Below are 19,718 nucleotides of genomic sequence, written 5' to 3'. Positions count from 1 at the left end.
CAACACCTTGCCTTACTCGACAACCTCAACCGCCATCCCCACCTTCAGCTCACCCTCGCCATCCACTGCCAGGTTCTGGCCAAACAGCACATCCCCTTCCCGCTCGCGGAATGTCTTGAGGGTGGTCAAGGGTTCCCGGTCGGCGCTGCGCTCGCCGGTGGCAGGGTCGAGGGTGGTGAGGATGCAGCGCACGCTCGGCTTGAGCACACGGAAGGTCATGTCACCGATGCGAATGCGCTTCCAGCGGTCCTCGGCGAACGCTTCGGCGCCTTCGACCACCAGGTTGGGACGAAAACGCAGCATCTGCATCGGCCGACCAACCCGACGGCTGAGCTCGTCCAGTGAAGCCTGGCCAATCAGCAGCAATGGAAAGCCATCGGGAAATGCCGCGCGATCGCTGTTCAGGCCATAGCCGCTTGGCAGGTAGCGGGCCCGTTGCTGTGGGCAATGCACCAGCCGCACCGCCTTGCCCAGTAGTTCGCTGAGCCAGGCCGCTGGCGCATCGCCCGCATCGGGCACGCGCAACGTATCACGCCAGATGGTGACGCCGCGCAGGTCGTCATCGGCACCCGGCACCGGCACTTCCAGCGCGGCCTGCCCCGGCGCGGCCAGTAGCAACTGACCCTCGGCGCCATAGCTGGCGCTGATCTGTCCGAGCTGTGGCCAGGCCCGCTGCGTGAGGAAGCGGCCATTCTCCGCCTCCACCACCAGCCAGCGCCGGTCACCGTCCAACCCCATGTGGCCCACGGGCGATGCCGACAGGCTCTGCGCCTGCGCCGACTTCACCGGATAACGATACAACGCACTCAGAAACATCCTTGCCCGCCTTGCGCCAGTCGAAACGCCAAGCTTATACGCAGGCGGGCGGCGATTACACTGCGGCGTGATCCAGGCTCAAACGCTGGCGCACCACCTCCACCAAGCGATCCGGCTGGAACTTGGAGAGGAAGTTGTCGCAACCGACCTTCTTCACCATCGATTCGTTGAAGCTGCCCGACAGCGAGGTGTGCAGCACCACGTACAGGCCACGCAGGCGCGGGTCGTTGCGGATTTCGGTGGTCAGCCGGTAGCCGTCCATCTCGGGCATTTCGGCATCGGTGAAGACCATCAGCAGTTTTTCGCAGACATCCTCTCCGGCATCGGCCCAACCCTTGAGCAGGCGCAGCGCCTTGAGGCCGTCGCTGGCCGTATGCAGCTTCACCCCCAGTTGCGACAGGGTTTCACGCAGCTGCGCCAGGGCCACGCTGGAGTCGTCCACCAGCAGCACTTCGCGGCCGCGCGCGCGGGCCAGCAGCGGGTCCTCGAGCTTGTCGCGGGAGACCTTGGCGCTGTAAGGCACGATCTCGGCCAGCACCTTTTCCACGTCGATGATTTCCACCAGCTTCTCGTCGACCTTGGTGATCGCCGTGAGGTAGTGTTGACGGCCGGCGCTGGTCGGCGGCGGCATGATGGCTTCCCAGTTCATGTTGACGATGCGGTCGACGCCACCCACCAGGAAGGCCTGCACCGAGCGGTTGTATTCAGTGACGATGATGGTGCTGTCCGGCCCCGGTTGCAGTGGGCGCATGCCGATCGCCTGGGACAGGTCGATCACCGGCAGGGTCTGGCCACGCAGGTTGACCACCCCGCAGACGAAGGCGTGGCGCTGCGGCATCAGGGTCAGCTTGGGCAGTTGCAGCACCTCCTGGACCTTGAAGACGTTGATGGCGAACAACTGGCGGCCGGCCAGGCGGAACATGAGAATTTCCAGGCGGTTCTCACCCACCAGTTGCGTACGTTGGTCTACCGTGTCGAGAATGCCTGCCATTGCACAGCCCCCAGGCTTGAGTCGGAAAAAGTGGTTGCATCAGCCCTGTATCGGCGGAAGCCGCCCCAGCTTGACCCCTGATGGAAAAAGCCATTCAGGGTGATTGATATCACTTTACCATCATGCTTTACTGCTGCCACGCCGACCTTGCGCGCCTCCCCCCGACGAACAGCCCACCTGAATCTGCATCAGGGAAACCCTTAGTAGCAATCGGGTGCAACCTGATGTTCGCGATATCCATTAGCCATTAATGTGACGCCATTCTCAATGCATGAACGGAGTCAGGCTTTTGCTAGCGATCATCTTGGTGTGGCCAATCCCTGACGCCGGGGAGCCATGATGGATAGCACGCCACTGCACAACGGCGCCGTGCCGGACTTCCTGCAAGATGCGCAGGTCCTGCTGGCCAGGGCCCAGGAGTGCCTGCAGCACCTGGAACTGATCGACAACGACGCCGACGCCTGCCATTGCCTCAACGAAAGCCTCGACACCCTGGCCTTGCGCGCCGACGCACTTGGCCTGGTCGAAGTCGCCCACTACACGCGCACCCTGCAGCAATTGCTGGCCCCTGCCTGCGCCCAGCCACACCTGCACGGCCCCGCCCTGCCGGCGCTGGCAGCCTGCCTGACCCTGCTGGCCTGGCAATTGGAGCTGGTCGACCCGCACTGCGGCCGGTTGGACATGGACACCGAGGAACAGCAACTGCTGCTGGGCGAGCTGGCCGGCCTGCTGGGGCAACCGGTTGGACAACTGTGCGCGCCGTGCCATGCGACGGGCAGCCTTTGCACCCACCCGCACCCCGGCGACCGACAGAACCCACACGCCCTGGCCCTACCTGAGCGCCCACACTAAGCGAGTGACCCGCGACAAGTAAGGCGCCACAACTTGCCAAGTTGATCAAGTTTTTCAAAATGTTTTTCCAAGGTTGAATCTTAGTTGATCCAGCCGCTTTGGAAACATCATTTAATAATGGCACTCTGCTAGCTGCGCACCCGCCCATTCGAGCCGCCACAGCCCGGAAAATCCGAGGTTTCAAGCAGTTATCCCTGCGCGACCAAACTCAATCGAAGTGATAACATGCGCGCTTTCGAACATGCGCACCGTTGAACAGCGGGCGATTGGTTGCGGCCCCAGTGCTTTATGCAAAACGGGACGCCAATAACCCGGGTTGGGCATGTGCAATGCTTTCATCAGCAATAACTCAGTGGCTTCCCTATCTATGCTCCCACGCTTGAAGTTTCTCCAGCGTTGCCGCTCCAGAGTTGCCCTGCTGCGCTGGACGACGGTGTTGCTGTGCGTCGCCTCGCTGGCGGCGAACCTGGTGTGCTACCTGCAAACCCTGCCGCTCTCGGCCAGCCTGCTGCTGCTGCAACTGGCGGCCATGATCGGCGCCGGTTGGCACCTGCGGCACTGGGCGCGCTCGATCAGCCTGCGCCCGGCGGAACTGGCCACCCGCATGCTCCAGGTCCAGGAGAGCGAACGCCAGCGCCTGAGCCGTGAACTGCACGATGACATCGGCCAGCTGCTTACCGCCGCCAAGCTTCAGGTCGACTGGCTGCAACGCCGGGTGCCGACAGAGCTGCAAGCGCATTGCGCCACCTTGCGCAGCACCCTGGAGCAGACCCTGGGCAACGTCCGCGACGTCTCGGCCATCCTCAATCCGCGCCAGCTGGCCAGCCTGGGCCTGGAAGCGAGCCTGCGCGCGCACCTGCTGCGCACCCTGGAAAACACCGAGGTGCACTGGAGCCTGGAGTGCCAGCAGCGCCTGGGCGGCATCAACGACGATGTGGCCATGGCCGCGTTCCGCATTACCCAGGAAGCCGTGACCAACATGCTGCGCCATGCCAGCGCGCGCAACCTGGTGGTTCGCCTGCAGCGCACACCGGCAGGCCTGGCCCTGTCGATCCAGGACGATGGCGACGGCTTCGTCCCCGAGCCGGCCCCGGCCGACGCCGGCCAGCGCGGCATGGCCGGCATGCAGGAACGGGTGACCGCCCTGCAAGGCAGCCTGAGCATCACCAGCCAGCCCGGCCAGGGCACCCGAATCGATGCACTTTTCCCCTGGCCGCCACGCAGCCAGGAACGCGCCAGGACCCCTGCCCCCGATGACCTGTAGATTACTGCTGGTGGACGACCATTCCCTGATTCGCGCAGGCGTACGGGCATTGGTCTCGGACATTCCCGGCTACACCGTGATCGGCGAAGCCGATGATGGTGGCCAGTTGCTCGAGCATGTTCTGCGCCTGGACCCGGACATCGTCCTGCTGGATATTTCCATGCGCACCACCAGCGGCCTGGACGCCCTCACGCAACTGCGCGCAAACGGTTGCCTGTGCAAGGTGCTGATCCTGTCGATGCACACCGACCCGGACCTGATCATGCGCGCCCTGGAAAGCGGCGCCCACGGCTACCTGCTCAAGGACACCACCGCCACCGAGCTGGAGCAGGCCCTGGCGGCATTGCGCGGCGACGAGCGCTACCTGAGCCCGGCCATCGCCCACACCGTGATCAACCAGGCGTTGCTGCGCGCGCAGAGCGGCAAGCAGCCCAGCGACGACCGCCACAACCTGACGGCGCGCCAGCTGGAGATCCTGCGCCTGATCGTGCGCGGCAAGTCCACTCGCGAGATCGCCAATGGCCTGGGGCTGTCGATCAAGACCGTGGAAACCCATCGCTCGCAGATCATGAAGCGCCTGCAGATCTACGACGTGGCGGGCCTGGTGCTGTTCGCCGTGCGCGAACGAATCATCAGCCTCGACGACTGAGCAGCGGCGAGTCCGCCGGCAGGTGCACGCGCAAGGCGCGGGGCACCGCCTCGAAGCGCAGGCTGTCGGCCTGCAAGGGCTCGCCATCGAGGTTGATGTCCAGGCCCTGGGCGCTCTTGATCTCCACCCATGGCAGCCGCGCCCGCACGAACAGGCCATCGCCGGCCAGCAGGTCACGCAGCGCAGCGGCCATCTCTTGCGGCGCCGGCAGGATGCCGATATCCAGCAAGCCATCATCGGCCTTGGCCTGCGGGCACAGCACATGACCGCCTCCGGCCTGCCGGCCGTTACCGATACCCAACGCCAGCAACTCCCCCTGCCAGTGGAAATCCGGCCCTTGCAGCTCCACCGCGGCGGCTTGCAGTTCGCTGAAGCGTGACAGGCCAGTGAACAGATAGGCCGCCGCGCCCAAGACCTTCTTCAGGTCTTCCGAGGTATTGGCCGTCACCTGGCTGCCGAAGCCGCCAGTGGCCATGTTCAGGAACAACTGGTCACCCACCCGCCCCAGGTCGATGGCCTGCGCCGGCTGCTCCAGCAAGTCCAGCGCCGCCTGTGGCGTCAGCGGCACGCCGGCGGCCTTGGCGAAGTCATTGGCCGTGCCCAGCGGCAACAACACCAGGCTGGCCTGGGTCGCCGCCTGCCCCATGGCTTCGGCGACATCGCGCAAGGTACCGTCGCCACCACCGGCCACCAGGTGAGCGTAACCGGCGGCCAAGGCCTCCTCGACCAGGCGCTGGGCATCACCGGCCTCCCAGGTCAGGCGCACGTCCAGGGTCCAGCCTCGCTCGCGCAACTGGCCCACCGCCAGGCGCACCTCGTCGTTGCCGGCCTGCTTGCCGTGCAGGATCAGCAGTGCCTTGGAATGCTGCATCGTCGTGCTCCCTGTTGATTGAAAAGCCCTACCGCAATCTCGACAACTCAAGCATGCAGATTGCTCCACACCCCACACCCAACAGCGCGAATTCCTACAGCCACCATTGAAAGGTCGCGGCCACAGGTGCATCATTCGACAAATATTTGGCCTTCATGGACGATGCTGCTCGCAAAAGTCATTTTATTGACTTTCTGTCATCGGATACCTGACAGGTCGTGATTCCCTTGTTTTTGCGCTGTGCGACAGCGCCCTGATTCGAGGCTGTGACTATGAGCGTCCTGATCCCCTGCATCATCGCTGGCGGTGCCGGCACCCGATTGTGGCCGGTGTCCCGCGAGGCCATGCCCAAGCCGTTCATGCGCTTGCCCGACGGCATCAGCCTGCTGCAGAAAACCTTCAGCCGGGCCCGCGCCCTGCCTGGCGTGGAACGCCTGCTCACGGTGACCAACCGCGAAAGCTACTTCCGCACTCAGGACGAATATCGCCAGCTTGGCACCCAGGGCCTGGCGCTGGACTTCATCCTCGAACCCTTCGGCCGCAACACCGCCCCAGCCATCGCCGCGGCGGCCCTGCACTGTGCCCGCCTGTACGGCGAGGACAGCCTGCTGCTGGTGCTGCCCGCCGATCACCTAGTGCAGGACCAGGACGCCTTCCACCAGGCCGTCGCACACGCCCGCCAACTGGCCTGCCAGGGCTGGCTGACCACCTTCGGCCTGCTGCCGACCCGCGCCGAGACCGGCTTTGGCTACATCGAACAGGGCCAGCCGCTCGACGAGCAGGCCTATCGGGTTGCCCGCTTCGTCGAAAAACCCGACGCAGACACGGCACTGGGCTATCTGAAGGATGGCCGACACCTGTGGAATGCCGGCATGTTCTGCCTGCGCGTCGGCACCCTGCTGGCCGAACTGCAGGCCCACGCGCCCGAGGTAGTGCTCAAGGTGGGCCAATGCCTGCAGGCCAGCCAGGTCAAGGCCGGCGCTGGCGACCTGCAGGTGGAGCTGGACGCCGAGCACTTCGCCCAGGCCCCCGACCTGTCCATCGACTACGCGCTGATGGAGCGCTCCAGCCAAGTGGCCGTGGTGCCCTGCGACATCGGCTGGCGCGACATCGGCAGCTGGGAAGCGGTACGCGAGCTGCGCCCGGCCGACGAGCAAGGCAACCAGTGCAACGGCGAAGCCGTGCTGCACGACGTCAGCAACTGCTACATCGACGCGCCCCGGCGCCTGGTCGGCGCCGTGGGCCTGGACAACCTGATCGTCATCGACACCCCCGACGCGCTGCTGATCGCCGACGCCGCGCGCAGCCAGGAGGTCAAGCTGATCGCCCAGCAACTCAAGCGCCAGGGCCATGATGCCTATCGCCTGCACCGTACCGTGACCCGTCCCTGGGGCCTGTTCACGGTGCTCGAGGAAGGGCCACGGTTCAAGATCAAGCGCATCATGGTGCGCCCCGGCGAATCCTTGTCGTTGCAGATGCATCACCACCGCAGCGAGCACTGGATCGTGGTCAGCGGCATGGCCTGCGTGACCAACGGCGAGGAGGAGTTCCTGCTCGACACCAACGAGTCCACCTTCATCAAGCCCGGCCGCAGTCATCGCCTGACCAACCCCGGGGTGATCGACCTGGTGATGATCGAAGTGCAGAGCGGCGAGTACCTGGGCGAAGACGACATCGTACGCTTTACTGATATCTATGGACGCGCCCCGGCCGCCGCCCTCGGGTGACGGCCAGTGGGCGCGTCTTGCCATCCAGGGCCGACAACCGGCCAACCGCGAGGATTCCGGCTTATGCGCATACTCTGGACCCTGCCCTACCTGCCCTGGCCAACCACCAGCGGCAGCAAGACCCGGCAATATCACCTGCTGCGCACCTTGGCCCAGCACGGTCACCGGATCACCTTGCTGGTGCAGTCCAAAGTCCCCTTGGGCGAAGCGGCGCGCGAGGCCCTGGAGCCCTGGGTCGAACGCTTGATCGTGCTGCCCCGGCGGGCACTGCACAGCCCGCTCAACCTGCTGGCCTCGCCGATCATCGACTACCCCATGCGCGCCATCATCAACGGCCTGGCGCCCTGCCTGCGACACCGCTTCGAGCAACTGCTGGACGAACCCTGGGACGTGATCCAGATCGAGCACAGCTACAGCTTCCAGCCATTCGAGAAGGCCCTGCAGGCCCGCGGCCTGCCCTACATGCTCAGCGAGCACTACCTGGAGTCGGTCATGGGCGCGGCCTGCCACGACCGCCTGCCCCTGTGGCTGCGCCCGCTCAATGCCTTCGATCGCTGGCGCTACCGGCGCTGGGAGCAACGGGTACTGCGCCAGCCCAGCGAGGTGGTGGCAGTCAGCGGCCATGACGCCGAGCTGATCAGCCAGATCAGCGGTCGCTCGGTGAACGTGGTGGTCAACGGCGTGGATTGCGACCACTACCAGGGCGTGAACCCGGCCCTTCACAGCCAGCGCCTGCTGTTCGTCGGCAACTTTGAATACGGCGCCAACCTGGAGGCCATCGAATGGGCGTTGGAAGACATCCTGCCCCAGGTGTGGATGAGCAACCCTGCAGTACGCCTGGCCATTGCCGGACACGCCCTGCCGGCCAGCTGGAAGCTGCACTGGAACGACCCGCGCATCGAGTGGGTGGGTTATCGCCCCGACCTGCGCGAGCTGCAGCGGCGCTCGGCGCTGTTTTTCGCGCCATTGCGCCATGCTGGCGGCTCCAAGGTGAAGATCCTCGAAGCCATGGCCGCAGGGTTGCCGGTGATCACCACCGGCAAGGGCGTCTCAGGGCTGACGGCGACCCCTGGCGAGCACTACCTGGGCAGCGACGATGGCGGCCAACTGGCGCTGCTGATCACGCAACTGCTCAATCAGCCCGCGCGCATGAGCCAGCTCGGCGAGGCCGGTCGGGCATTCGTGCGCCAACGCCATGACTGGAGCGTCGCCGCCCAGCAACTGGAAAACGTGCACATGCGCCTGACCCAGCTGGTCCCCGCAGGCAACAGCCCCCTGGGTGGCGTGCTAGCCAAGTAGCTCGCTGAACGGAATGAACGTCACCAGCTCGCCCTGGCGCGGCGTGCTGCCTTCACGTACTTCCACCACCCCATCGGCCCAGGCCGCGCTGCGCAGCACCCCGGAGCTCTGGTTCTTGTAGATGCGCACCTGGCCGTCCTCGATGCGCGCGCGCAGGTACTCGCGACGGCTGCCCGGCCTTGGCCAGTCAAACCCCGCCGGCACACTGAAGCACAGCGGCGCGACCTTGCTCACGCCTTGCCGGCGCAGCAGGTAGGGGCGCGCCAGCAAACCAAAGGTCACCAGGGTCGAGGCAGGATTGCCCGGCAGGCCGATCACCGGCACGCCCTGGTAGTGGCCAAAGGTCAACGGCTTGCCCGGCTTGATCGCCAGCTTCCACAGCGCCAGCTCGCCAGCTTCGCGCAGGGCCAGGCCGAGGTAATCGGCTTCGCCCACCGAGACGCCACCGGTGGAGAGGATCAGGTCGACATCGCCCAGGCCACCCAGGCAGTGCCGGGTACGCTCGAGGTCGTCCGGCAGGATACCGGCGTCCAGCACTTCGCAACCCAGGCGCTGCAACCAGCTGACCAGCAGGCGCCGGTTGCTGTTGTAGATCTGCCCCGGGCCAAGCGGCAAGCCAGGCTCGACCAGCTCGTCACCGGTCGACAGCACCGCCACCCGCGGCCGGCGCACCACTTCCAGTTCAGCGAAGCCCAAGGTTGCTGCCAACCCGAGCTGGATCGGGCCCAGGCGCGTGCCGGCAGCGATCACCAACTCGCCGACACGGGTTTCCTGGCCCTTGGGGCGCACGTTCTGGCCCAGGGTCAGTGGCTCGACAAAGCGCACCCGACCGTCCTCGAGCACCTCGGCGTTTTCCTGCATCTCGACGCAATCGGCGCCCTCAGGCAACGGCGCCCCGGTGAAGATCCGCGCGCAGGTGCCTGGTTGCAGCGGCTGTGGCGCATGACCGGCGAAGATGCGCTGGGTCACTGCCAGCGGCTCGCCCTGCCAGTCAGCCAGGCGCAGGGCATAGCCATCCATGGCACTGTTGGGCCAAGGCGGCAAATCGAGCCCGGCAAGCAGATCGCAGGCCAGCACTCGGCCTTCGGCAGCGCCCAGGACCACGCGCTCGGTCGCCGTGATAGGTGCCGCCTCGGCCAGCGCCAGCAAGCGTTCGAGGGCCTCTTCCAGCGGCATCAATGGCCGCGCCGGGGCCACCTCAACCACGGCTGTCGCAGGCCGCTGCCTGCTTCAGGTGGGGGACGAAGTTGCACGGCCGGTGGCGGGCATCCAACTGCTCGGCGAGGATGCCATCCCAACCGGTGCGCACGGCGTTGGTCGAGCCCGGCAGGCAGCAGACCAACGTGCCGTTGGCCAGGCCGGCCAGGGCGCGGGACTGCACAGTGGAGGTGCCGATGTCGGCCACCGAGATCTGCCGGAACAGCTCGCCGAAGCCCTCGACCTGCTTGTCCAGCAGGCAGGCCACGGCCTCCGGGGTGCTGTCGCGGCCGGTGAAGCCGGTGCCGCCGGTGATCAGCACCACTTGCACCTGCTCGTCGGCGATCCAGGTGGCGACCTGGGCGCGGATCTTGTACAGGTCGTCCTTGAGCAGCACCCGCGCCGCCAGGCGGTGGCCCGCAGCGCTCAGGCGGTCGACGAACAGTTGGCCGGAGGTGTCGGTGTCGAAGGTACGGGTATCGCTGACCGTGAGCACGGCGATGTTCAGCGGCACGAAGGGGGTATCAGCCTTGGCTTTCATGGGGTCCGTCACGCGGGAGGGGAATGTGCGCTGTTATATCACAGGCCAGCGGCAACGAACGCGACCTTGTTCTTGGTCAATGCCCCGGCGATGGCGCTATGCTGCACTTTGCAAGGAACTTGCGTGGACGCCCTGCGTCTTAATGTCATCTAGCACCATTGCACTGGAGAAACACGATGATCCAACGGACCCTTCCCGCCTTCCTGCTTGCCCTGGGCCTGGGCGCCCTCGCCGGCTGCGCCTCGCCTACCGTCATCACCCTGAACGACGGTCGCGAAATCCAGGCGGTGGACACGCCGAAGTACGATGACGACTCCGGTTTCTACGAATTCGAGCAGCTCGACGGCAAGCGCGCGCGCATCAACAAGGACCAGATCCGTACCGTCAAGGAGCTGTGATCCAGCCCCTGTTTTTCAGCGCAACTCCTTTTTGCAACAAGGGGTTGCGTTGAAAAAATCGATGCAGTAGCATTTCGGACATCGGAGTGTAGCGCAGCCAGGTAGCGCGTCTCGTTCGGGACGAGAAGGCCGCAGGTTCGAATCCTGTCTCTCCGACCACATCCGACAAAAAGCCCGCCTCGCGCGGGCTTTTTGCTGCCTGCGCTAAAGCAAGGCCGGCGCCTAGGGCATCAAACTTCCGGCAGCACCGGCACGTGCACCAGCTGCAGCCGCGCGCTGCTCCATTCACGGGTCTTGTTGACCCACTCGAGGTCGCCGCCCAGCTCCTGGCCGTAGCTGGGCAGGATTTCCTTGAGCTTGGCCTGCCAGGCCGGGGTATTGATACGCTCCTTGAAGGCCTTCTCCAGCACCCCGAGCATGATCGGCGCGGCCGTCGAGGCGCCAGGGGACGCGCCCAGCAGCGCGGCGATGCTGCCATCCTGCGCGACCACCACCTCGGTACCGAACTGCAGCACTCCCCCGTGCACGGGGTCGCTCCTGATCACCTGGACGCGCTGGCCGGCCTGCAGCAGTTTCCAGTCCTCGCCCTTGGCGTTGGGGAAGTACTCGCGCAGCACCGCCATGCGCTCATCGAAACTGAGCAGCGACTGGTCCACCAGGAAGGTGCCGAGGTCGGCATTATCGAGGCCGGCATGCAGCAGCGGGCTGATGTTGTCGGCGGTCAGCGCGGCGAACATGTCCAGCAGCGAACCCTGCTTGAGGTACTGGGTGGTGAAACTCGCGAACGGGCCGAACAACAGCACTTGCCTGCCATCGATCAGCCGCGTGTCGAGGTGCGGCACCGACATCGGCGGTGCGCCGACCGGCGCCTTGCCGTACAGCTTGGCCTGGTGCCGGGCCACCAGGTCCGGGTTGTCGGTCATCAGGAACTGGCCACCGACCGGGAGGCCGGCATAACCCTCGGCTTCGGGGATACCAGACTTGTGCAGCAGCTTGAGGGTACCGCCACCGGCACCGATGAAAACGAAACGCGCCTTCACTGGCGCTTCGCGGCCAGCATTGGCCAGGTCCGCCACCATCACGTTCCAGCTGCCATCGTCGTTGCGCGTGATATCACGCACTTCATGGCCCAGGTGCAGCTTGACGTTGGGGTTGCGGGTCATCGAGGCGAACAGCTGGCGGGTGATCTCGCCGAAATTGACGTCGGTGCCTATGGCCATCCGCGTGGCCGCGACCCGCTGCCCTGGATCACGGCCTTCGATCACCAACGGTGCCCACTTGCGGATCTGCTCGTGGTCCTCGGTAATTTCCATGCCGCGAAACAGCGAACTGTGCTGCAGCGCCGCGACCCGCTGGTGCAGAAAGGCGATGTTCGCATCGCCCCAGACAAAGCTCAGGTGCGGCACGTTGTTGATGAACGAAGGCGGATTGCTCAACACGCCCTGCTCGACCTGGTAGGCCCAGAACTGCTTGGACACCTCGAACTGTTCATTGACCTTGACGGCCTGGCTGATATCGATGCTGCCGTCCTCGGCGAGCCTGGTGTAGTTCAGCTCGCAGAAAGCCGAATGACCGGTGCCAGCGTTGTTCCAGGCATTGGAGCTTTCCTCTGCGACCTGATCCAGGCGCTCGTAGACGGCGATCTTCCACGCAGGTTCCAGCTCGGTGAGGTAGGTGCCGAGGCTGGCGCTCATGATACCGCCGCCGATCAGCAGGACATCGACGGTTTTTTCCGGGACGGCGGGCTTGGAGCAACCGATGACGCCCAGGCACAGGAGCGTCAGCAGGAACTTCTTCATTGGATGTTTCCGGTTGTGGGTGTTGACGCGGGGGCGATAGCGAAGAACGTGCCAACCGGTTTGGGCCCCTGTTGCTGGGGCGAAGCGCTGCGGGCATGGCGACAAACCGCCACGCTAGAGGCAGAAGCGAGTGCCTGGCTGGCGGGTTTCCCCCGCAGCGTGCGTGAGCTTGGCTGTCGCGCGCCTAGCCGCAGGAAGGAGGATGTTGGCCTGGCCCCGTCTGCCTGACGCTCATCCCAGGCAGATGCAGGCTCGCACCTTGAGCAGCAACCCGTTCAAGGTGGTGAGATTTGGCGCTGCACGCAGACTTGCCGGGGCTGCATTGCAGCCCGGCAATCTCGAATTCAAGCGCCCCTTGAACGCACACCGCCTGGCAAGGCTGCGCGCGCACCAAGGCTCAGCGCGCCGGCGCGAGCTTGCCCTTGTCGTCGGAGAAAACGATCTCGACCCGCCGGTTCTGCGCCCTGCCCCGCTCCGAAGCGTTGGCCTCCACCGGGTACTGGTCGCCATAGCCCTCGACCTGGATACGCTTTTCATCGACACCCAGGTCGACCAGCATATCGGCCACCGACTGGGCACGCTCCCGGGACAGCTTGAGGTTGTCCTCGGCCGCCCCCGTGCTGTCGGTATAGCCCTCGATCCGCACCACCCGCCGCGGATTGAGCTGAAGGAACTGCACCAGCTTGAGCACCGTGCGGCTTGCCGAGTTCTTCAGCTGCGCCTGGCCGGTGTCGAACAGCACATCGCCCAAGGTCATCACCAGGCCACGATCGGTCTGCTCGGAGGCCAGCGCGGCGATTTGCGCCTCGACGAACTTGCCCTGCTGCTGCACGCTGGCCAGCTTGGCCTCGCGCAGCGCCAGCTGCAGGCGCTGGCGCTCCAGCTCGAGCTTGGTCAGGCGCTCCTCGCTCAGCGCCAGGTTGGCGTGCTCGCGGGCGATCTCACTGTAGCGCTGGCTCAGGTAGGCGTAATGGCGCACGTCGCTGCCAGTCCCTACGTAGCCGGCCAGGCGTTCGGCACGCCCCAGGGACTCGCCGGCACGGATCACGTCGCGCGGCGCGCTGCGCAACACATCGGAGTCGTCCTTGACCTTCTGGAACGCCGCGCTGGCATCTTCCAGCGACGACTCGCTGCGCTGGCTGGCGCAACCCTGCAGACCGACCAGGGCCAACAGCGCCAGGGCGATGGGCTTGAGGCGGCTCATGGCTGCACCTCCAATTGCTTGCGCAGGCGCTTGATACGCGACTGCATGACCTGCAGCTGCTCCTCGCTCTTCTGATTCAGCACCCGCGCCTCGGCCAGGCGCGCATCCAGCTCAGCCTGCTCGGCACGCATGCGCGCATCACGATAGCGCTCGCTGAGCATGTTGCTCTTGGCGCGGGCCAGCTTGTCTTCGGCCAGCTTGAATTCCACCACCTGTTCGGTGGCACCGACGGCCTTGGCCTGCTCCAGGGCCTGCTCGGACAGGCGCAACTGTTCATTAGGTGCCGGATCGTTGGCACAACCGGCCAGGCCAAGCATGGCCAGGGCAAGCATCAGGGGTTGGGTTCTCACGCACTCTTCCTACTGTTTGGGGGCGCCCTGCGACGCCTGCATCTGCGCTTTCCAGCGCTCTACATTGCGCTGCAGCACAGCCTCGCTCGCCCCGGAGATCGGCAATTCTGTCAGCTTTTTCGCCAGTTGTCCGCGCAACCAGCTGTCGTTGCATGCCGAGTTATGCGACACCGCCAGGTACAGGCCTGGCCGGTCCACCGGCAAGCCCCGGGCGATCAGGTCGTCGCTCACCCCCAGGCTCTGGGCCATGGCCATGCCGGAGTAACGGCCGGCAAGCACATAGTCGACCTGGCCGAGCACCAGTTTCTGGAACGCCTGGGTAAGGTTCTGCGCCGGCGCAAGCTTCAGCTGGGCCTTGGCGAAAGCCTCGAAGGCCGGCGTCAGCCGCGCCTTGTCCGACAGCCCGCCGCGGTATTGGGCCAGGTCGGCCGGGCCGTTGAACTCGAGTATCGCGTCGTGGCGGGTCCAGACCAGGTATTCGTTGAGCTGCAAGGCCGGATGGACATAGTCCAGGGCGGTCAACTGCGTGACCTGCAGCGGCGTATCGAGCAGCAGGTCGATGCGCCCGCTACGCACCTCGTCGAGCGCCTGTTCACGCTTGCCGGCGTGCAGCACCTCGACCTTCAGGCCCAATTCGTCGGCAACCTGGCGCAACAAGTCGACATTGGCGCCGATCAGGTGCTTGGGGTCTTGCGGGTCCTGCCAGGAATACGGCGGCGCATCCGGGCTGCCAGTGGCCACCAGGCGTTCGCATTTGCCCAATGCCCATACCGGGCTCGACAGCAGCGCCAAGGCGCAGGCCAGCATCCCCTTGCTCGAACGAAACACCATGCAACCACTCCCCACCTGCGCAACGACAGCCATGAAAAAACCCGGACCGCCAAGGGCGGGCCGGGTTCTTTATAAGTGAAGCAGGCGGATCAGACCAGCTTTTCCAGCTCCGGTACCGCTTCGAACAGGTCGGCGACCAGGCCGTAGTCGGCCACCTGGAAGATTGGCGCCTCTTCGTCCTTGTTGATCGCGACGATCACTTTCGAGTCCTTCATGCCGGCCAGGTGCTGGATCGCGCCGGAAATACCAACGGCGATGTACAGCTGTGGCGCGACGATCTTGCCGGTCTGGCCGACCTGCATGTCGTTCGGCACGAAGCCTGCGTCGACCGCGGCGCGCGAGGCGCCCACTGCGGCGCCGAGCTTATCGGCCAGGGCGTACAGGTGCTTGAAGTTGTCACCGTTGCCCATGCCGCGGCCGCCGGAAACGACGATCTTGGCGGCGGTCAGCTCAGGACGGTCGGACTTGGCCAGCTCTTCGCCGACAAAGGCCGACTTGCCCGCGTCATGGGCACCGGCGACGGCTTCGACGGCAGCCGAACCACCTTCGGCGGCCACGGCGTCGAAGCCGGTGGTGCGCACGGTGATGACCTTGACGGCAGCGTTCGACTGCACGGTGGCGATGGCGTTACCGGCGTAGATCGGACGCTTGAAGGTGTCGGCGGACTCGACCGCGATGATCTCGGAGATCTGGTCGACATCCAGCAGCGCGGCTACCCGCGGCAGGATGTTCTTGCCGTTGGTGGTGGCCGGGGCCAGCACGTGGCTGTAACCCTTGGCCAGCTCGACCAGCAGCGGCGCGACGTTTTCCGGCAGGGCGTGGGCATAGGCCGCGTTGTCGGCGACCAGCACCTTGGCAACGCCTGCGATCTTGGCGGCGGACTCGGCGACGCCACCGACGTTCTGGCCTGCGACCAGCACGTGGATATCACCACCGATCTTGGCGGCAGCGGCGACAGTGTTCAGGGTGGCCGGGGCTACGGCACCGTTCTCGTGTTCAGCGACAACCAGGATAGTCATTTAGATTACCTTCGCTTCGTTCTTCAGCTTCTCGACCAGTTCGGCCACCGACTTGACCTTGATACCCGCGCTGCGGGCAGCAGGCGCTTCGACTTTCAGGGTCTTGTTGGTGGAGGCGAGGGATACGCCCAGCGCGTCCGGAGTCAGGGTCTCCAGCGGCTTCTTCTTGGCCTTCATGATGTTCGGCAGCGACGCGTAGCGCGGCTCGTTCAGGCGCAGGTCGGTGGTGACGATGGCTGGCAGGTTCAGCGCGACGGTCTGCAGGCCACCATCGATTTCACGGGTGACGTTGACCTTGTCGCCGGCAACTTCGACCTTGGAGGCGAAGGTACCCTGGGCGAAGCCGGTCAGCGCGGCCAGCATCTGGCCGGTCTGGTTGTTGTCGCTGTCGATCGCCTGCTTGCCGAGGATCACCAGCTGCGGCTGCTCCTTGTCGACAACGGCTTTCAGCGCCTTGGCCACGGCCAGCGAGTTCAGCTCGTCGGCGGCCTCGACCAGGATGGCGCGGTCGGCACCCAGGGCCAGGGCGGTACGCAGTTGCTCCTGCGCCGCGGTCGGGCCGATGCTGACGACGACGATTTCGCTCGCCACGCCCTTCTCTTTAAGGCGCACGGCTTCTTCCACGGCGATTTCGCAGAAGGGGTTCATGGACATCTTGACGTTTGCAAGGTCGACGCCGGAGTTGTCCGCCTTGACGCGAACCTTGACGTTGTAGTCGACCACTCGTTTGACAGCTACAAGAACCTTCATGGATTCCTCGTTACTCTCCGGTGAAAAGAAGATCGCCTGGGGACTGCCCGGCGAATGCGCGTGGGTACAAGGGCACCTCTAAAAACGTGTCGACACCGGCAAAGTTCAAGTGACCGATCAGTCCTGTTGCGACCTTTACCGGGCAAAACCCGCGGGTCATTTCCTGTCGTGGCGTGTAGACTCCACTACAACACCTGATTCGGCCCGTAAACCCTGCTCCACGCCTGGTCTTTAGGGGTGCACCTGCGCCCGACGGTCAGCCTACGGCGAACGCGAAAGCGCTCGTATCTTGACCGTAACACCCAATCCGGTCAATACGGCAAATTGGCCAGCCTCCAGCCGCCTACCTGTGATTCTACGGGCCTCCGGCAAATTCAAACAAACGTTTGTATTGGACCCGCCAAGTGGTGTAGATATAATGCGCGGCCAAGACAAGACGGTGTAGTCCGTCACCTGCGAAGCTACAGCAACAGCATGCCGCGCGTGACCGTGAACACCCATAAAAGACAAGCAACAGCGATGAGCCTTGAGTAGGAGAGAACCTGTGGAACGCGAATACATGGAATTCGACGTGGTCATCGTCGGCGCAGGCCCGGCGGGCCTGTCTGCCGCCTGCCGCCTGAAGCAGAAGGCCGCCGAAGCCGGTAGCGAGATCAGCGTCTGCGTGGTCGAGAAAGGCTCCGAAGTCGGCGCCCACATTCTCTCCGGCGCGGTGTTCGAACCGCGCGCGCTGAACGAACTGTTCCCTGACTGGAAAGCGCTAGGCGCGCCACTGAACACCGAGGTCAAGCGCGACGACATCTATGTACTCAAGGATGCCGCCAGCTCGACCAAGGTCCCCGACCTGTTCGTGCCCAAGACCATGCACAACCAGGGCAACTACATCATTTCCCTGGGCAACCTGTGCCGCTGGCTGGCCCAGCAGGCCGAGAACCTGGGCGTGGAAATCTACCCAGGCTTCGCCGCGCAAGAGGCGCTGTTCGATGAAAACGGCGTGGTCCGCGGCATCGTCACCGGCGACCTGGGCGTCGACCGCGAAGGCAAGCCGAAGGACGGCCTGTACACCCCGGGCATGGAACTGCGCGCCAAGTACACCCTGTTCGCCGAAGGCTGCCGCGGCCACATCGGCAAGCAGCTGATCAAGCGCTTCGACCTGGACAACGAAGCCGATGTGCAGCACTACGGCATCGGCCTCAAGGAAATCTGGGAAATCGACCCGGCCAAGCACGAGCAGGGCCTGGTGGTGCACACCGCCGGCTGGCCGCTGGATGTGATGAGCAAGGACAATACCGGCGGCTCGTTCCTCTATCACCTGGAGAACAACCAGGTGGTGGTCGGCCTGATCGTCGACCTGTCCTATGCCAACCCCTACCTGTCGCCGTTCGACGAGTTCCAGCGCCTCAAGCACCACCCGGTGATGAGCCAGTACCTCGAAGGCGGCAAGCGCATCAGCTACGGTGCCCGCGCCATTTGCAAGGGCGGCTTCAACTCGCTGCCGAAAATGGTCTTCAACGGCGGTGCGCTGATCGGCTGCGACCTGGGCACCCTGAACTTCGCCAAGATCAAGGGCAGCCACACCGCGATGAAATCCGGCATGCTCGCCGCCGACGCGGTGGCCGATGCACTGATCGCCGGCAGCGAGGGTGGCGACCAGCTCAATGGCTATGTCAGCGCGTTCAAGGCCAGCTGGCTGTACGAGGAACTGTTCGCCAGCCGCAACTTCGGCCCGGCGATGCACAAGTTCGGCCCGCTGCTGGGCGCTGCGTTCAACTATGTCGACCAGAACTGGTTCGGCGGCAAGCTGCCGTTCACCCTGCACGACACCAAGCCGGACTACGCCTGCCTGAAGCTCGCCGCCGACTCGCAGAAAATCGAGTACCCGAAACCGGACGGCAAGCTCAGCTTCGACAAGCTCAGCTCGGTATTCCTCTCCAGCACCAACCATGAAGAGGAACAACCCTGCCACCTGAAGCTGACCGACCCGAATATCCCGATCGCCAGCAACCTGCCGCTGTACGACGAACCGGCTCAGCGCTACTGCCCGGCCGGCGTTTACGAAGTGGTCACCCAGGAAGACGGCAACAAGCGCTTCCAGATCAACGCGCAGAACTGCGTGCACTGCAAGACCTGCGACATCAAGGATCCAGCGCAGAACATTACCTGGGTCACCCCTGAAGGCGCGGGCGGGCCGAACTACCCGAACATGTAAGCGCCATCCTGATGGCAACAAGAAGCCCCCTGGCCCGTGAGGCCGGGGGGCTTTTTCATGTCCGGGGCATCGGCTTCATGACTTGTACAGAACCTTGCTATCCGTGGTGTCCATCCCTGGTGTGGTGTTTCACAAATAACCACCCTAATTCGCGGTGTTTTTGCGCTCATGCTGCGTTGTCACTCGACGACATGACGTAAGACAACCGACGCCCCTCCGACAGGTCAGGCAGTCTTGACCTCCTCGAACAACTCTGGATGTCGATCAAGCAGTTTGAACAGTTTGATCAAGGCCAGGGGTGGCTTGGTCTTGCCGTTCTCGTAACGGGAAAAGGCATTGACACCGCCGCCAAAAATCTCACCGGCTTCACGCTGATCGAGATCGAATTTCCGGCGAACAGTGGCAATGAAACCGGGGTCTACAGCCATGGCATTGACACGTTGATTGAATGCGCGCATTTCAGCGTTCACTCGTCGGGCCACCGGCACCGTCATGATTGCTTCGTCGCATGCCGAGCAGAACTCGGCCTCGACCTGCAGAATGACCATCGCCTCGCCCTTGTACGTGTATGGCAGGTCGCGGACTGCCTGAACCAGCTCTCCAGCCCCACAGATCGGACACTTCATGGCTTACAGCTCCTTGAAAGACACAATGAGCAAGTCATTGATTACCACCAGCTTGAGATACACCCTGCCCACTCGAGTCATGGGACGATAAACATCATGCCAAACGCGGTGATCTGCAAAGCTGGTCATGCTCTTGTAAAAGTCGCCACGGGTAAGCTGCGCGACACCCGCCAGTAACTGCTCTTCACTAATGCCCAGGTCAGCAGCACCTTTGGCCGCAGTGTGGGTAATTCGCACCAAGCCTTCAGCCAGCAGGGCATGCACACGTGCAAGTGAGCAATGAGGCGTTCTCTTTTCCATGAGAAATTAACCTTCCAGGTTAAAT

General features: G+C 64.3%; 20 protein-coding genes and 1 tRNA gene. 8 read left to right on the top strand and 13 right to left on the bottom strand.

All coding sequences use genetic code 11. From position 1 onward, the window contains the following. Window positions 1–12 precede the first annotated feature (12 nt). Both KSS95_RS11325 and KSS95_RS11320 read right to left on the bottom strand, forming a co-directional pair. A complete protein-coding gene (locus KSS95_RS11325) occupies window positions 13–816 on the bottom strand; it encodes an MOSC domain-containing protein (RefSeq protein WP_217853728.1) in 804 nt (267 codons plus the stop codon). Window positions 817–871: 55 nt separating this feature from the next. After that, window positions 872–1,807: a chemotaxis protein CheV gene (locus KSS95_RS11320; protein ID WP_134691757.1), complete on the bottom strand. Its 936-nt coding sequence runs from the start codon at window positions 1,805–1,807 to the stop codon at window positions 872–874. 339 nt (window positions 1,808–2,146) lie between these two features. Here KSS95_RS11320 and KSS95_RS11315 point away from each other — a divergent pair, with 339 nt between their 5' ends. The 3 genes from KSS95_RS11315 (at window position 2,147) to KSS95_RS11305 (ending at window position 4,572) form a co-directional block, all read left to right on the top strand. After that, window positions 2,147–2,659: a histidine kinase gene (locus KSS95_RS11315; protein ID WP_217853963.1), complete on the top strand. Its 513-nt coding sequence runs from the start codon at window positions 2,147–2,149 to the stop codon at window positions 2,657–2,659. A gap of 367 nt (window positions 2,660–3,026) precedes the next feature. Further along, window positions 3,027–3,923: a sensor histidine kinase gene (locus tag KSS95_RS11310; RefSeq protein WP_217853727.1), complete on the top strand. Its 897-nt coding sequence runs from the start codon at window positions 3,027–3,029 to the stop codon at window positions 3,921–3,923. After that, the gene (locus KSS95_RS11305) at window positions 3,913–4,572 is read left to right on the top strand and encodes a response regulator (protein WP_217853726.1); all 660 of its coding nucleotides are present in this window, start codon (window positions 3,913–3,915) and stop codon (window positions 4,570–4,572) included. The genes KSS95_RS11310 and KSS95_RS11305 overlap by 11 nt, the downstream gene beginning before the upstream one ends. Here the strand turns inward: KSS95_RS11305 and yegS are convergent. After that, a complete protein-coding gene (gene yegS, locus KSS95_RS11300; RefSeq protein ID WP_217853725.1) occupies window positions 4,556–5,443 on the bottom strand; it encodes a lipid kinase YegS in 888 nt (295 codons plus the stop codon). The genes KSS95_RS11305 and yegS overlap by 17 nt on opposite strands. Before the next feature lie 272 nt (window positions 5,444–5,715). Here yegS and KSS95_RS11295 point away from each other — a divergent pair, with 272 nt between their 5' ends. Both KSS95_RS11295 and KSS95_RS11290 read left to right on the top strand, forming a co-directional pair. Next, window positions 5,716–7,170, top strand: a complete 1,455-nt coding sequence (locus tag KSS95_RS11295; protein ID WP_217853724.1) for a mannose-1-phosphate guanylyltransferase/mannose-6-phosphate isomerase — start codon at window positions 5,716–5,718, stop codon at window positions 7,168–7,170. Between the two features lie 63 nt (window positions 7,171–7,233). After that, window positions 7,234–8,469, top strand: a complete 1,236-nt coding sequence (locus KSS95_RS11290) for a glycosyltransferase family 4 protein (RefSeq protein WP_217853723.1) — start codon at window positions 7,234–7,236, stop codon at window positions 8,467–8,469. On the opposite strand, the gene KSS95_RS11285 is transcribed toward KSS95_RS11290, so the two are convergent. Together KSS95_RS11285 and moaB are read right to left on the bottom strand one after the other, a co-directional pair. Continuing rightward, window positions 8,458–9,645: a molybdopterin molybdotransferase MoeA gene (locus tag KSS95_RS11285; protein ID WP_217853962.1), complete on the bottom strand. Its 1,188-nt coding sequence runs from the start codon at window positions 9,643–9,645 to the stop codon at window positions 8,458–8,460. The two genes, KSS95_RS11290 and KSS95_RS11285, sit on opposite strands and share 12 nt — an antisense overlap. 22 nt (window positions 9,646–9,667) lie before the next feature. Further along, complete coding sequence (moaB, locus tag KSS95_RS11280) at window positions 9,668–10,207, bottom strand: molybdenum cofactor biosynthesis protein B (RefSeq protein WP_217853722.1); 540 nt, start codon at window positions 10,205–10,207, stop codon at window positions 9,668–9,670. A gap of 176 nt (window positions 10,208–10,383) precedes the next feature. Between moaB and KSS95_RS11275 the strand changes: the two genes are divergently transcribed. Both KSS95_RS11275 and KSS95_RS11270 read left to right on the top strand, forming a co-directional pair. After that, window positions 10,384–10,605: a YgdI/YgdR family lipoprotein gene (locus tag KSS95_RS11275; RefSeq protein WP_134691765.1), complete on the top strand. Its 222-nt coding sequence runs from the start codon at window positions 10,384–10,386 to the stop codon at window positions 10,603–10,605. 82 nt (window positions 10,606–10,687) lie between these two features. After that, window positions 10,688–10,764: transfer RNA gene (locus KSS95_RS11270), tRNA-Pro, on the top strand. A gap of 71 nt (window positions 10,765–10,835) precedes the next feature. Here the strand turns inward: KSS95_RS11270 and mqo are convergent. The 6 genes from mqo to KSS95_RS11240 all read right to left on the bottom strand — a co-directional run bounded on the left by mqo (window position 10,836) and on the right by KSS95_RS11240 (window position 16,558). Next, window positions 10,836–12,404: a malate dehydrogenase (quinone) gene (mqo, locus tag KSS95_RS11265; RefSeq protein WP_217853721.1), complete on the bottom strand. Its 1,569-nt coding sequence runs from the start codon at window positions 12,402–12,404 to the stop codon at window positions 10,836–10,838. 397 nt (window positions 12,405–12,801) lie between these two features. Further along, window positions 12,802–13,608: an OmpA family protein gene (locus KSS95_RS11260; protein WP_217853720.1), complete on the bottom strand. Its 807-nt coding sequence runs from the start codon at window positions 13,606–13,608 to the stop codon at window positions 12,802–12,804. After that, on the bottom strand, window positions 13,605–13,958 hold the full coding sequence (locus KSS95_RS11255) for a DUF4398 domain-containing protein (protein ID WP_217853719.1): 354 nt from the start codon (window positions 13,956–13,958) through the stop codon (window positions 13,605–13,607). Before KSS95_RS11255 ends, KSS95_RS11260 begins: the two co-directional genes overlap by 4 nt. A 9-nt stretch (window positions 13,959–13,967) precedes the next feature. Continuing rightward, complete coding sequence (locus tag KSS95_RS11250; protein ID WP_217853718.1) at window positions 13,968–14,789, bottom strand: substrate-binding periplasmic protein; 822 nt, start codon at window positions 14,787–14,789, stop codon at window positions 13,968–13,970. A gap of 89 nt (window positions 14,790–14,878) precedes the next feature. Continuing rightward, window positions 14,879–15,808: an electron transfer flavoprotein subunit alpha/FixB family protein gene (locus tag KSS95_RS11245; RefSeq protein ID WP_217853717.1), complete on the bottom strand. Its 930-nt coding sequence runs from the start codon at window positions 15,806–15,808 to the stop codon at window positions 14,879–14,881. Further along, the gene (locus KSS95_RS11240) at window positions 15,809–16,558 is read right to left on the bottom strand and encodes an electron transfer flavoprotein subunit beta/FixA family protein (protein WP_134691771.1); all 750 of its coding nucleotides are present in this window, start codon (window positions 16,556–16,558) and stop codon (window positions 15,809–15,811) included. A gap of 544 nt (window positions 16,559–17,102) precedes the next feature. Here KSS95_RS11240 and KSS95_RS11235 point away from each other — a divergent pair. Then, window positions 17,103–18,767, top strand: a complete 1,665-nt coding sequence (locus KSS95_RS11235; protein WP_217853716.1) for an electron transfer flavoprotein-ubiquinone oxidoreductase — start codon at window positions 17,103–17,105, stop codon at window positions 18,765–18,767. 224 nt (window positions 18,768–18,991) lie between these two features. On the opposite strand, the gene KSS95_RS11230 is transcribed toward KSS95_RS11235, so the two are convergent. Together KSS95_RS11230 and KSS95_RS11225 are read right to left on the bottom strand one after the other, a co-directional pair. Continuing rightward, entirely contained in the window at window positions 18,992–19,393 is a 402-nt protein-coding gene (locus KSS95_RS11230) for a type II toxin-antitoxin system MqsA family antitoxin (RefSeq protein ID WP_217853715.1), read from the bottom strand. A gap of 3 nt (window positions 19,394–19,396) precedes the next feature. Beyond that, a complete protein-coding gene (locus tag KSS95_RS11225; protein ID WP_217853714.1) occupies window positions 19,397–19,693 on the bottom strand; it encodes a type II toxin-antitoxin system MqsR family toxin in 297 nt (98 codons plus the stop codon). Window positions 19,694–19,718 lie beyond the last annotated feature (25 nt).

Origin of the sequence: Pseudomonas muyukensis (genome assembly GCF_019139535.1) — a bacterium.
Lineage (GTDB): Bacteria > Pseudomonadota > Gammaproteobacteria > Pseudomonadales > Pseudomonadaceae > Aquipseudomonas > Aquipseudomonas muyukensis.
This window is presented reverse-complemented; position numbering and strand designations above follow the sequence as displayed.